The organism is Bacillus sp. AFS040349, from assembly GCF_002577655.1.
Taxonomy (GTDB): domain Bacteria; phylum Bacillota; class Bacilli; order Bacillales; family Bacillaceae; genus Metabacillus.
In genome coordinates this window covers 98796-112698 of record NZ_NUMC01000007.1, presented here as the reverse complement: position 1 = coordinate 112698, position 13903 = coordinate 98796, and the positions used below count along the sequence as shown (strand labels likewise).

The window sequence follows — 13903 nt, the reverse complement described above, 5'->3', positions numbered from 1 at the left end:
AATACATGCAAAATTAGAGGAAAGATCATATTCAGAGGTTTATTTAAAAAAACTCTGTTTAAAGAAGGTGTAACGATCATGACAAACAAAGATTTAACATTTGCTCTTGATATTGGAACAAGATCTGTTGTTGGTTTAATTTTAAAAGAAGAAAACGGCTTCTATCATATCATGGACACTGTTATCAAAGAACATGATAAAAGATCCATGCTTGATGGTCAAATACATGATGTATTATCTGTAGCCAATGTCATTACTTCTGTTAAAGAAGAGCTTGAACACGTTTATGGTCCTCTTCATAAAGTATGCGTAGCCGCTGCCGGTCGTGCATTAAAAACAGAAAGAGCAACCATTTCAATAGAGATTAGCGGAAAGCCTATGATTCAAAAAGAAGATATTCTTCATTTAGAATTAATGGCTGTTCAAATTGCGCAAAAACAGCTTGCTGAAAAACATGAAAACGAACGTTCACATCATTATGATTGTGTTGGTTATTCAGTTCTTCATTACAAATTAGATGGTGAGGAAATAGGTAGTTTAATAGATCAACAAGGTGAAGAAGCAAGTGTTGACATTATCGCTACTTTTTTGCCAAAGATTGTTGTCGAATCTTTATTAGCTGCCTTGAATCGTGCAAATCTCGAAATGGAAGCATTAACATTAGAGCCAATTGCAGCTATCAATGTGTTAATTCCCTCTTCCATGAGACGATTAAATGTGGCACTTGTTGACATCGGAGCAGGTACATCAGATATTGCGATTACAGATATGGGCACAATCATTTCTTATGGCATGGTTCCTATCGCTGGGGATGAAATAACAGAAGCTGTTTCGGATGAATTTTTACTGGACTTCCCTAAAGCTGAGGAAGCAAAAAGAGAATTACTTACCGAAGCAACTATTACCATAACTGATATTCTAGGTTTTGAAGCAGAATTACCAAAAGAAGATGTTATAACGAAAATTTCACCAGCGATTGATCGGTTAACAAAAGCAATTAAAGATGAAATTTTACGACTAAATAATAATCATTCACCAAAGGCCGTCATGCTAGTTGGCGGGGGAAGTCAAACTCCAGAATTAGCTAGAAGACTTGCAGCACTTCTAGAATTGGCTGAAAATCGTGTTGCCATTAGAGGAATTGATGCTATTTCTCAACTTGAACTTGCCGAACATATTAACAAAGGACCTGAACTTGTTACTCCTATTGGTATTGCTGTTTCATCTAAGCAAAACCCTATACAGTATATTAGTGTAAAAGTGAATGAACGCTCCGTTAGACTTTTTCATATGAAAGCTTTAACCGTAGCAGATAGCTTATTAGCTTCGGGAATTCAGCTTAATAAACTATATGGAAAGCCCGGTATGGCTTTATTTGTAAATGTTAATGGGCAGGCGATTACCATTCCGGGCGAACATGGAACAGCACCATTAATTAGAAAAAACGGAGAAAACTGCTCACTAGAAGATCCTATTAATCACGGAGACATTATTACGGTTGAAAATGGAATAGATGGAAAAGCTCCAGTTGTTTCAATTGGCTCTATACTTGATGAGATTCCTTCTAAAACAATCAGTATAAATGGTGAATCCTATACTCTTCATGCAAGTATTTTATTAAATGACAAAGAAGTATCAAAGGAAGCTATTTTATCAGACCGTGACAGAGTAACATGTATCATCCCTTCATCCATAGAGACTTTTGTTAAAAGTATTGGGCATGGAAAAGAACTTGATAAGTTAAGAACGTTTTCTGTAAAAATAGACAATAAGATCCATACCATTCAGGTATTTTCAGGAAAGATCATTAAAAACGGCTTAATCGCTTTTAAAGATTCCGTTCTCGAAGATGGGGATATCATCACCATGCAACAAACGAAGATCCCCACACTTCAGGAGTTTGTCCAAGAAGCTGATTTAACACAAAACCAAACCCTGCCTATTATCTATAATGGAAAATCTATCAACCTTGAAAAGCCTGTTACCGAATTTTTTCGCAAGGATGTAAAGTTAACTAATACAGACCTCATCTATAATGGTGATGAGCTTACAACTAAAAAGAGAGTAATTGAACCTTTTATTTTTCAAGACCTGTTTGCTGTTGTAGATCTAAAAATTCCTAGTACGGCAAACAGTCAATTTACACTTTTAAGAAATAATCAAGAAGTTAACTTTCAGGAGCCCCTTACACCTGGGGATGAACTTACAATTAAATGGATGGATTAAAACCAAAAGCGCAAGTGCCTCGTTCAGGCCCGAAAAGCATAAGACGATTTAGAATAGAAGGCGTTTTTTGCCTTATATTCTAAATTGGCTTATGACCTCGAGGGTCTAGGCACTGGAGCTGGATGTCGAAGCGTTATCAAAAATTAGTGCAGTTTACAATTTTCCTAAACCGGAACAAAAAAGTGTCTGACTCAATTAAGAGTTAGACACTTTTTCTATTACCCATTAATTTCTTTTTTTAATGCATCATTTGTTATTTTCCAGTGAGAAGCATTCCACACAATTTCTTTTCCTTTAAATAACAATGCTTGTGGTGACTCATGCTTAATGGCAAATTGCTCAGCAATGTAGTTAGATAATGGACGAGAATCCTGAACATGCAAATGATAACAAGGATACTCGTTATATTGCCCTGCAAACTCTTGATATTCTTCAAAAGCTGCCTGACTGATTGGACATGTTAGGCTGTTTTTAACAAATAGAAATTCTTCATGTTTTTGAAATAATTCTTCAAATTGGTCTACTGTTTCAATTAATTGATTGCTCACGTCATTTCACCCTTCTACAGCTAATGAGAAGCAGCTTCAGACTGCTTTTAGTTATTAACTATTTGTTTTTACTTCCTCTTCTGATTGACTAGAGTCTTCCTGAGATGGTTGTTTAGTTTCTTGTGTGTTTTCATTAGGTTCCTCTACAGAAGCTTCTTCTTTTTGTCCATCTGATCCTTCTGTAAGCTCCTCTAAAGCATTTGTTATTTCTTTTTCTACAAATTCTGCCTGATCTTCTGACTCAGTTGTTTTTGTAATGGAACGAACTTTATCCATTATTTGTGAGGATTGTTCTGTAACAACCTGTGATAATGAAGATGTTTTTTCTTTTGCCAATGATGCTAACCCTGAGCTTTTTTCTAAGGCATCATTTGTCAATTTTCCAGTTCGATTCTTCATCACGCTTGCTTGCTCACTTAAGTTATCACGTATTTCTTTCCCTGACTTAGGTGCTAAAAATAACGCAGTTGCTGCACCTACAAGTCCTCCTACAAGTGAACCGATAATAAAGTCTTTACCATTGTTTTTTTTAGCCATTTCGTTCGACCTCCTCTATTGGATATATTACTTATTAACCATTAATTTGTTGCTTGTTTTCCGATTTCTGTTTCCATTTTGCCCATATTTCCATTGCAGCATTACTCCATTGAACCACTTGATTAATTTTATCTTGATTTTGTTCAAGATTTGTTGAGGCAGTTGTCGTCACTCTTTTCACTGTCGTATTAAGCTGCTGAATGGTGTCTCCTACATCTTTAACCGACTCAACTACTGTGTTCAGCCTATCTGACTTATGCTGAATATCTTCTGCAAGAGCATTTGTTTTATGTAATAATTGCGTTGTTTCAGTTGTTATACCTTCCATTTGCTTTTCAAGACCTGATAAAGTTCCCGCAACATTTGTTAAAGTTGACTGTAATGCCCTCAATGTTTTGGACACATAAATAACTAAAATAGTAAATGCAATGGCAATTAAAGCAACACTTAAATATAAAATAAGAATCATATGTCACACCTCCTAAACCTCTTCTTTTTCATTACCCATCCACTACTATTATAAACATAAATCTTACATAAAAGCTAAAATCTCCTTATGATTAGACATCTCTCTTAATAATTTTGTAACTGTTATCATTCATGACCATTGTTTTACTAAGATGGGGTAAAATAGAGATGCATCTCATTAAAAGGAGGATTTCAATTGAAAGATCCACGTATTGAAACATTAGCAAAAAACCTAATAAATTATTCAATTAAATTACAAAAGGGTGAAAAAGTACTGATTGAAAATTTCGGACTTCAACGCGAACTCGTTGTTGCCCTTGTAAAAGAAGCTTATGCTGCAGGGGGTTATCCTTTTGTATCTCTTAAAGATCACCAAGTAGATCGCGCTCTAATGATAGGAGGACAAGAGGAACAATATAACATGATTGCTCAATTTGAAGCACAGGTTATGAGTCAGATGGATGCCTATATCGGTCTTCGTTCCGGGGATAATATTAATGAGCTTGCAGATGTTCCTGATGATAAGATGAAATTACAAGGAAAAACAGTTGGACAAAAAGTACATAGAGAAATCAGGGTACCAAAAACAAGATGGGTCGTTTTACGCTATCCAACATCATCCATGGCTCAATTAGCAAAAATGAGTACGGAACAATTTGAAGATTTTTATTTTAATGTTTGTAATTTAGATTATAGTAAGATGGACAAAGCGATGGATGCATTAGTTGAAATTATGAACAAAACAGATAAAGTACGATTAACAGGTTTGGATACTGACTTAAGCTTTTCAATTAGTGATATTCCTTCTATTAAATGCTCAGGTCAAATGAACATTCCTGATGGAGAGGTATATACCGCTCCCGTCCGTGATTCAGTAAATGGGAAAATTACATATAACACACCTTCTCCTTATAATGGGTTTACCTATGAAAATGTACAATTAACGTTTAAAGACGGAAAAATTATTGAAGCAACAGCAAATGATACAGAAAGAATTAATAAGATTTTTGATACAGATGAAGGAGCTCGCTTCATCGGAGAGTTTGCAATTGGTGTGAATCCTTTTATTCAACATCCAATGCAGGATATTTTATTTGATGAGAAAATTGATGGCAGCTTTCACTTTACACCTGGGCAAGCGTATGAAGATGCCTATAATGGAAACAACTCCAACATCCATTGGGATATGGTGATGATTCAACGTCCTGAGTACGGCGGAGGAGAAATTTATTTTGATGATGTATTAATTCGTAAAGATGGTCGGTTTGTGATCCCTGAATTAGAAGCATTAAATCCTGAGAATTTAAAATAATCATTTATATGAAAACAGCTGACTTTCGATAAGAAAGTCAGCTGTTTTTTATTTTGTTTAAACTAAAACATTTTCATATGCTTCTTGATATTTCTGAATATCACCGGCACCCATAAATACTAATACAGCCGAATCATGAGCCTTAAGAACTGATGTTTCATCTTCTCTAATTAACTGAGAATGATCGATTTTCTCTAGTAAGTTGTCGATCGTAAGCTTTCCAACATTTTCCCGTGCAGATCCAAATATGTCACATAGGTAAACATAATCTGCTCTTTGTAAGCTTTCTGCAAACTCTTCTAAAAACGATTGTGTTCTTGTAAATGTATGTGGTTGAAACACAGCAACAACATCTCTGTCAGGATATTTTTGTCTAGCAGCATCAATTGTTGCATTAATTTCTGTTGGGTGATGAGCATAGTCATCAATTAATATTTGATTGCCAATTTTTTTCTCGTTAAAACGTCTTTTAACACCTTGAAATGTTTGCAATCTTTCTTGAATAATCTCAACGTCAATTCCTTCATAATGACAAAGAGCAATAACTGATAATGCATTTAGTACACTATGGTCTCCATATGAAGTGATCTTGAACGAAGCATAAAATGTATTGCGTACAAATACATCAAATGAAGTACCATCAGTTGACTTTACAACATTTCTGGCTTGAAAGTCATTGTCTTCACCGAATCCATAATAAACAACAGGAACTTTTGCTTGAATTTGTTGAAGCTGTTCATCATCACCACAGGCGATGATCCCTTTCTTAACTTGAAGTGCCATCTCTTGAAACGCGCTAAAAACATCCTCAATACTTGAAAAATAGTCAGGATGATCAAAATCAATATTGGTCATAATCGCATAATCAGGTTCGTAAGATAAGAAATGCCTACGATATTCACATGCTTCAAAAATAAAATATTTACTATCCGGTACCCCACTACCAGTACCGTCACCGATTAAGTATGACGTTGGTTCTGCACCCTGAATCACATGAGAAAGTAATCCTGTTGTGGATGTTTTTCCGTGTACACCAGTTATCCCTACACTTATATACTTTTGGAGAAACTCCCCTAAAAAGCGATGATAACGAATAACAGGTAAACCTAAAGAATTAGCTTCTACAATTTCTTCATGTGTATCGGGATACGCATTTCCTGCAATGATTGTTAAGCCTTCTTTAATATTATCTTTTGAAAAAGGTAATATCTTAATATTACGTGCTTCTAAGGCCTTTTCTGTAAACACTTTTTTCTCAATATCAGAGCCCTGAACTTCGTAATTCATATCATGTAAAATCTGTGCAAGGGCACTCATTCCAGTCCCTTTAATTCCAACAAAATGATAAACAGTCATAATAAGAACCTCCAACAAACGTCTATCTGATTGACAGTATATGACGCTTATCTTGATTTGCAACCCATGTATATAAAACGATTAAGAATCGCTTCTAATTTCTTGTGTTTTTTAATATGTAATCAGCTTACGAAAATATATTATATCATTTGCCATTCATTATGACCATGAAAAATAAAGTTTACAACTTTATCCACCTTTTATTTCACTGATTGACTAGTCCAACTATATTTTATGGAATATTTCTTTAAAAATGTACGCCAGCTTTCGTTACTTTTTTTAAATTCCGTTAATAACAAATCAATTAAGGTATGATCCTGTTGAATAAACATATCGCTTACACATAATTGTCCATCTAGTAAAGGTATTGATCTAAGAAACAAAATGCTTGAAGGCTCGACCTCTTCAACCTTTCTATCCGTTTTAATCACACACTCTTCACCAGTAAGTAATTTCTTAGCATGTATATTCTCCCCAACCGTTTTTATTACTTTAAACGGTTCAAGTACACTCGCCATAAAAAGGGCATGGACAACAGAATCTAGTGGGTGCTTTTGTCCATTTTCGTTTTTAATATAGCTTTGATAAATAGTCATGCCACTAATTGTTACATAATCGTAAGTAAACCAATCATTAAAAAGCTTTTCTTGTAAAGAAGAAAAAACAACACCTTTTTCTAAAGAAATTTGTTCAGAAAAGATATGCTTTGCCTTTACTTTTTCTCTAATATTAACTTGACGTTCTACATACGTATGCGCAGCAGATGTATGTTGAGAAACAAAGCTGACTAATTGGTTTTCTTTTTCCTCACGAAGATTATGAAGATAAACAATATTATCCATACTACAACCCTACTTCAAGTTATGTAAAATTACTTTTTTCCTTCACTGAAACACCTTTAACATAACCTACTTTGATAAACGTATAATAGCATATCTTGAATGATGTTTTAAAGGTAACCAATTAAGACTGGTTACCTTTATTTATCTTATTACACATTACTTTCATGAATAGAATCAAGCTCTTCTTCCGAAATTAAAACATCTCTAGGTTTGCTGCCACGATTTTCAGAGATAATTCCTTGGTCTTCCATCATGTCAATTAGGCGTGCTGCTCGATTATAGCCAATTCTAAATCTTCTTTGTAAGCTTGATGTCGAAGCTCCACCTTGATTAACAACAAATTCACATGCTTCTACAAATAATTCATCTTCCTCAGATTGAATGGTTGCTTTTTTCACCAATTCCTCTTGATGAAACAAATATTCCGGTTTTGATTGAAGCTTCACATGCTTTACGACTCTTTCAATCTCTTCATCTGATACAAAAGTACCTTGAAGACGAACTGCTTTTGATGACCCATTTTCCAAAAAGAGCATATCACCCTTACCAAGAAGTTTTTCTGCACCGCTCACGTCAATAATTGTTCTTGAATCAACTTGAGATGAAACAGAAAAGGCTATCCTAGTTGGAATATTAGCTTTGATCAAACCAGTGATTACATCAACAGATGGGCGTTGGGTCGCAACGATTAAGTGAATTCCACACGCCCTAGCTTTTTGTGCAATACGGCAAATGGCTTCCTCTACATCATTAGGAGCAACCATCATTAAGTCAGCAAGCTCATCAATAACAATAACAAGATATGGGAGATGTTCTCCCTGATTATGTTCCTTAACAAGCTGATTATATCTCGTAATCTCTCTTGTGCCGGAGTGAGCAAATAATTCGTAACGTCTTTCCATCTCCTCAACAGCCCATTTCAATGCAGCAGTTGCAGCCTTCACATCCGTTATTACAGGACTGACAAGGTGTGGAATATCATTATAAGGTGCTAATTCAACCATTTTTGGATCAATTAACATTAATTTCACTTCATGTGGTGAGGCTTTATATAATAAACTCACCAAAATTGTGTTTATACAAACACTTTTACCTGATCCTGTTGCTCCAGCTATAAGACCATGAGGCATTTTTTTCAAATCAGTAACTGCTGGCTGACCAGCAATATCTAAACCTAGTACTGCGGTCATAGGGGAAGGATTATTACGAAATTCTGAACTTCTTAAAATCTCGCGTAAATAAACCATTTTACCTACCTTATTCGGCACCTCAATTCCAATCGTATTTTTCCCTGGAATTGGAGCCTCAATCCTAATATCCTTAGCAGCTAAACTTAATTTAATATCATCACTTAAGTTTGTAATTTTGTTAACTTTCACTCCCGGTTCGGGATGAACTTCAAATCTTGTTACAGAAGGCCCTTGGGTTACATTTACTACACTTGCTCTCACATTAAAATTCTTTAATGTAAGGTTTAGAAGGTCTTTTTGTGACTCAAGCCATGTATGGTCTTCTGTTAATTCTTTTTCTGGTATATTTAAAAATCCAAGCGATGGAAATTGATAACTCCCTACCTGTGCTTGTTCTTGTGTTTGTTCTTGTGTTTGTTCTTGTGTTTGTTCTTGTGTTTGTTCTTGAACTTGCACTGTTTTTTCACGAATTTTTTGCTTATCTCTTCCAAGCATCATGACGTTAAATGGTAATGTTTTTCGATTATTGCTTTCTTGTTTAGGCGTTTCTGGTTGGTGTAAGATTGGTTCTTCTTGTTCTTTTATTGATTCTTCAAATGACTCATTTTCAAATCCTGAAACCTTTGTTTCCTTAAAAAATGTCTCGCTTTGATCTTCATTTAGATAAAATTCAGTTTGTTCTTCTTCTTCATATTGATCATTATATGATGGTTTCATTTCAACACTTTCTTGTTCAATTTGTTCAATTTCTAGAGCTTGATCAAATTCAACAGGTGGTTGTTTCTTATTAAACTCAGTTTTAACAATGGAAAGTGCTTCATCTACAAGATCATCATCTTCCTTATCATCAATCACCGTATCAGCATTTGTTTCATATACCATTTCTTCGATCTCATGATCTTCAAGAGAGTATGTAACTGTAGTCTCCTCTTCTTGTTGAAATTCGTCAGAACGGTCATATTGTTCAATAGTTGTTGCTTGCTGGTCATTTTCTTCCTGTATTTTTAAAGCAGCAGGAGTATCTGCCATTTCATAATTAGACTGTATTGGAACCTCTGTTTCCATCTTGTAAGTAACAGATTCCTCCATGTAACTGCTATCCGCTAAACTTTGTGGTTGTTTTTGTTTCGTATGCTGTGTTTCTCTACTTTGCATCCTCTCTTCTTTTGATTGAAAACCATAAATCGGAGATGGGATGGAAGTAGGGTAAAATGGTTGTTTCTTTTTTATTGGTTTTTCCTCTACATTTTCCTCGATGGATCTTTTCTTCACAGATTTATGATTCGGCAAGACAGGTCTTACTTCGCTCTTTGTTTGAAGTTTTTCATGACTTGAACGCCTTGGCCGCATATCTCTTGATGTTTGTTTTTCATCAGGTATCATTGGAAAACGGAAATTCCCTTTAGGATATTGATAAGAAACTCTTGCTTCTGCCTTATGATGATTTTGTGTTTCATTCTCACTCTTTGAAACACTCCCTATGTTTCTTTGAGCTTCTTGCTCATGTTCTCTCGTCTCACTGTTTTCACTTACTTTTTCGTCATCTCCTAAAAAATAAGAAAATAGTTTTTTCATCCAACTCATTTTTAATCACTCTTTCAATATATTCAGCAAAAATAATCACATACATTTACTTTCACCCTAACTAGGTGAGAGATTATGAATATTTGTATTTACAAATCTGATAAGCTTGCTTGTAAAAACATATATTCTATTGTATCAATAAATGTCTATTTTTGTAGATAAAAGTATAGTCTCTTTTGAAAAGTTATTAGTTTATATTGGACGGTGATTTTCATTTGGCATCTGCTTCAAATACAAACACAAAAGAAAAGAGGTAGACCGAATATAATAATCTTATATCACGGCTGCCTCTTTTTCTTTGACAATATAGCTAATATATATGTTCGAAATAAATTTTTACTTTAAAGGGGTAAAAAAAGGAAATGATTTTTTTGGCTACAAAACTTAAAGCAACCGTAAAACTACCGATTGCTTTAAGAATGCTCCCTTATTTATGAGGTTTATTTTTACCTAGTATAAAAATAGGTTCAAGCTCATTGTTTTCATATAAAAAGGATAGGGCAGTAATAGGAACTGTGCCACTTGCAAAAAAGCTCATCGTTAATTGTGCTAAAATATCATAGCCGGTATCGTTCCGAACATCTACTATAATTAGCACATCTTGATGTGGAACAGCTACAGCCATTTTCCCTTCTATTTTCTCTGCAAAAGATTGTAATAAACTTTCATTCAGAGTTCTACTTGCATCATAACCATCATTTGCATTTAGAAAATAAAAAACATTACCAGCAACTATATCTTCTTTTACGCTCATCTTTAAAGATCTTAAGTTAAAAGCAGCTACTTCTTTAATCTGATCTTTCGTCCAATTTTCTCTTTTCATCATCTTTTCATCTATTAAGCGGTATGTACTTCCAAGATCAAGCGCATAGTAAATACGTGTTTCAGCTGTATGTTCACTATAACATAAAGCTATACCTTCATTGCTCTCTGTTGGAAAAGACGTGGATCGAATGACTGGAAATATATTTTTTTCCTTTCCAGACAAATCCTGCTGTTCGTTCATCACTGTTAATGCTTCCTTAACATAATAAACAACCTCATCTATCGCTTTCTGCTTCGAGGTTTCATATTTTGCAATTATACCTGGAAGAGATAAGGTTACACCTTTTTTGCTAAGAGAATCCTCCACTCTTAACGTATCTTTCTCACGATCAAAATCAAATTGCCATTGTGGATTTGAAAGTTTTCCCTTTAGGGTTTCAATTAATTTTCTTGATGTCATTTTCATATTTCTTCCTCCTTCCCTTATAAGAAGTTCCACAAATAAACCAAATACATGTTAAACAGTTATTGTATTGATAAATTCTTGAATTTGTTCTTTAGATTTTCTTTCTTTATTTACATAACGGCCAACTTCTTTTCCTTTATGAAAGGCAACAAAGCTCGGAATACCAAATATGTCCAGTTCAACACAAAGGTCAATAAATTGATCTCGATCTACATAATAAAATGTAAATGTACTGTTTTCTTCTTCTAGCTCTGGAAGAACTGGCTCAATCACACAGCAGTCGGGACACCAGTCTGCTGAGAACATGAAAATGACCTTTTCATGTTCTATAATTTGTTTATATTCATCTACTGATATTAATTTTTGCATTATAATCCTCCTAAAAAATGGTTTGTTATCATAAGTTGTTCATCTTAACTTAGTCGGCATTTGAGAATTCCTCACACCTTTTGTAGATAGCATATTATCTTAAACAAAAAGCGTAGTTCTAGTGTATATGATTGTTGTATATGTTTCCACTTTCCCATCTTGCACGTAATAGAAAACCTATTTATTGAACAGAATTAGCAATCATCATCATAGCTTCAGCGTCTTCTACTACATCGTTCCCCTTAGCTTCAGTAGTTACCTTTGTGCCTCCTACGCCAACTGTTACTTCATATTTATTTTCTTCAATTTTAACGACAAATAAGTAACCAAAGCGATCCTTTTGTTCATACGTTTTTGAAATAAATGGATCCTGATACTGCTCTGTTAGAGTTTCATAGGAAACTTTACTACTTTTTGGCTCTTTCAAATTAACAAAAAGGATATAACTTTTATCTCCATTTTCAAGTAATACATTATAATCATTTTTTTCTTTTATCTTAAAATCATTTGGCAAGTAAAATGAAAATTGTTCTGTTTCTTCATTAACTTCCAACTCCTCATTATCAAATGCCTGTTTTGTGTGATCAATAGAATCATTCCTAAGACTCTCTTCAGATTGGGTGCAACCTGAAAGTAGGAATAAAATTATGACCAGCATGAAACAGCTATATTTCCTCATATAAATCCCCCTTTTTATGAATCCTACAGAAATTAGCAGCTATTTATTTAGACCTTAAAATTTGCTTTTACATAGAGTCTCTTACATCATAACCTCTTCTTTTTTATATTAGCAAGACAAAGTGAATAAGCTGAAATCTTTGGTTTTGGATAAAATATGGTAAAATAGGTGTAAACTCTATTTGGAGGGATATGATGGAATTTATTGTCTACTTGGCAGGAGAAATACATACAGATTGGCGCGAGCAATTAAAAAAGGAAACAGCAAAACGTAATTTACCTTTTAAATTTGTAGGACCAATGGAACGACATGATTTATCCGATGATATTGGTGAAAAAATTATTGGAGAACAACCTGGACCTGTTTACAAAGATGAAGCTGCATCAAGTATTAATAATTTGCGAACATCTTTGTTAATGAATAAAGCTGACCTTGTTATCGCACTATTTGGAGAAAAATACAAGCAGTGGAATACCGCAATGGACGCAAGTACAGCTATTACATTAAACAAACCTCTTATTTTAATAAGACCTGAACAGCTTCATCATCCATTAAAAGAGTTGTCTAATAAAGCAAATGTAACTGTTGAAAACATTCAACAAGCACTTGATGTCCTATCGTATGTAGTTGAAGCATAAGTTAAAAGACTAGGGTACACTGCCCTAGTCTTTTCATTTAGGTTTCATCGTATCTATTTGCTGACTTTTTGCTCTTGAAAGAATTTCTACTCTAGCTTTAAGTTGTTTTTTTGTAAATTCCATAAGCTCTGAGTTGCTTTTTTTGTCATGCTCACCTTCACCCATTATCATTCCTTCAGCATTTAGAGCTAAAGAAAGTGGTGCTAATTGTTCAAGCTTTTTTAATACTCTGTCTAGTAAATGAGGGTGTTCATTAATTAACCTTTGTAATAAAAACGTTCCATAAGCAATATGCCTTGATTCATCTATTTTTAAATGCTCAATTCCTTTTAATAACCCGGGCATTTTCCGCATTTTATTCAGACCATCTGCAAACACTTTATAACCTGTTTCTGCTAGGACTCCCTCAGAAAACATGTTATACACAGTGGCAGCATCTGCTAAACTCTCAGGTGACCTGTCTTTCCAGAGCTTCTCCATAGTTTCTGGAAGTATCTCATAAAAGAATTTACGATAGGTTTTTGAATGGAAATGTGTTAAATCCCCCTTTTCCCCAAGCTCATCCAAAACCTTCCGGAAGAATTCTGTATGTTTCGCTTCATCAAAAAGGAATGTTGTTAAAAACATTTCCTCCTCTAATCTACCTTCCTCAGCAACTACTTTTAATAGTGGTAATAAATCATGTGTAACAGCTTCTTCTCCACCTTGAAACTGTGCAAGAAGTCTTACAATCCATTCTCGATGCTTTTCACTTAGATTCTTCCAATCTTCTTTATCCTGTGAAAAGTCAATTTCATTAGGATTCCATGTCCCATATTTTTTTGCCTTTTGATACAGCTGATAGGGAAAGGAATCTGTCATTAGTCCTTTTGAGCTCGTCGTAATAAGCTTTTTTCTCAATTTAATCTCCCCCCTTTATAAAC

The 13903-nt window shown here is 34.3% G+C and carries 13 protein-coding genes; 3 read left to right on the top strand and 10 right to left on the bottom strand.

The window, feature by feature from the left end:
- Window positions 1-78 precede the first annotated feature (78 nt).
- Window positions 79-2226 carry a cell division protein FtsA gene (locus tag COD11_RS01505; RefSeq protein ID WP_098794984.1) on the top strand — a complete coding sequence of 716 codons (2148 nt, stop codon included), beginning with the start codon at window positions 79-81 and terminating at the stop codon, window positions 2224-2226.
- A gap of 218 nt (window positions 2227-2444) precedes the next feature.
- Here the strand turns inward: COD11_RS01505 and ytxJ are convergent, their stop codons facing one another.
- The 3 genes from ytxJ to COD11_RS01490 are packed head-to-tail and all read right to left on the bottom strand — an operon-like array spanning window position 2445 to window position 3780.
- Window positions 2445-2774, bottom strand: coding sequence for a bacillithiol system redox-active protein YtxJ (gene ytxJ / locus COD11_RS01500; protein ID WP_098794983.1), 330 nt, complete (start codon window positions 2772-2774; stop codon window positions 2445-2447).
- 54 nt (window positions 2775-2828) lie between these two features.
- Window positions 2829-3311, bottom strand: coding sequence for a YtxH domain-containing protein (locus tag COD11_RS01495; RefSeq protein WP_098794982.1), 483 nt, complete (start codon window positions 3309-3311; stop codon window positions 2829-2831).
- 34 nt (window positions 3312-3345) lie between these two features.
- Window positions 3346-3780, bottom strand: coding sequence for a DUF948 domain-containing protein (locus tag COD11_RS01490; protein WP_098794981.1), 435 nt, complete (start codon window positions 3778-3780; stop codon window positions 3346-3348).
- Between the two features lie 195 nt (window positions 3781-3975).
- On the opposite strand from COD11_RS01490, the gene COD11_RS01485 reads away from it, so the two are divergent.
- A complete protein-coding gene (locus tag COD11_RS01485) occupies window positions 3976-5091 on the top strand; it encodes an aminopeptidase (protein WP_098794980.1) in 1116 nt (371 codons plus the stop codon).
- 57 nt (window positions 5092-5148) lie between these two features.
- On the opposite strand, the gene murC is transcribed toward COD11_RS01485, so the two are convergent.
- The 6 genes from murC to COD11_RS01455 all read right to left on the bottom strand — a co-directional run bounded on the left by murC (window position 5149) and on the right by COD11_RS01455 (window position 12342).
- Entirely contained in the window at window positions 5149-6447 is a 1299-nt protein-coding gene (murC, locus tag COD11_RS01480; protein ID WP_098794979.1) for a UDP-N-acetylmuramate--L-alanine ligase, read from the bottom strand.
- A 200-nt stretch (window positions 6448-6647) separates the two neighbouring features.
- Entirely contained in the window at window positions 6648-7289 is a 642-nt protein-coding gene (locus tag COD11_RS01475; RefSeq protein WP_098794978.1) for a hypothetical protein, read from the bottom strand.
- 149 nt (window positions 7290-7438) lie between these two features.
- A complete protein-coding gene (locus COD11_RS01470; protein ID WP_098794977.1) occupies window positions 7439-10063 on the bottom strand; it encodes a DNA translocase FtsK in 2625 nt (874 codons plus the stop codon).
- A gap of 427 nt (window positions 10064-10490) precedes the next feature.
- On the bottom strand, window positions 10491-11294 hold the full coding sequence (locus COD11_RS01465) for a DUF1444 domain-containing protein (RefSeq protein WP_255301514.1): 804 nt from the start codon (window positions 11292-11294) through the stop codon (window positions 10491-10493).
- 51 nt (window positions 11295-11345) lie between these two features.
- The gene (locus tag COD11_RS01460) at window positions 11346-11663 is read right to left on the bottom strand and encodes a thioredoxin family protein (RefSeq protein WP_098794976.1); all 318 of its coding nucleotides are present in this window, start codon (window positions 11661-11663) and stop codon (window positions 11346-11348) included.
- Window positions 11664-11844: 181 nt separating this feature from the next.
- A complete protein-coding gene (locus tag COD11_RS01455) occupies window positions 11845-12342 on the bottom strand; it encodes a hypothetical protein (protein ID WP_098794975.1) in 498 nt (165 codons plus the stop codon).
- A gap of 194 nt (window positions 12343-12536) precedes the next feature.
- Here COD11_RS01455 and COD11_RS01450 point away from each other — a divergent pair, with 194 nt between their 5' ends.
- The gene (locus COD11_RS01450; protein ID WP_098794974.1) at window positions 12537-12980 is read left to right on the top strand and encodes a YtoQ family protein; all 444 of its coding nucleotides are present in this window, start codon (window positions 12537-12539) and stop codon (window positions 12978-12980) included.
- 33 nt (window positions 12981-13013) lie between these two features.
- Here the strand turns inward: COD11_RS01450 and COD11_RS01445 are convergent, their stop codons facing one another.
- Window positions 13014-13880: a R2-like ligand-binding oxidase gene (locus COD11_RS01445; protein WP_098794973.1), complete on the bottom strand. Its 867-nt coding sequence runs from the start codon at window positions 13878-13880 to the stop codon at window positions 13014-13016.
- Window positions 13881-13903 lie beyond the last annotated feature (23 nt).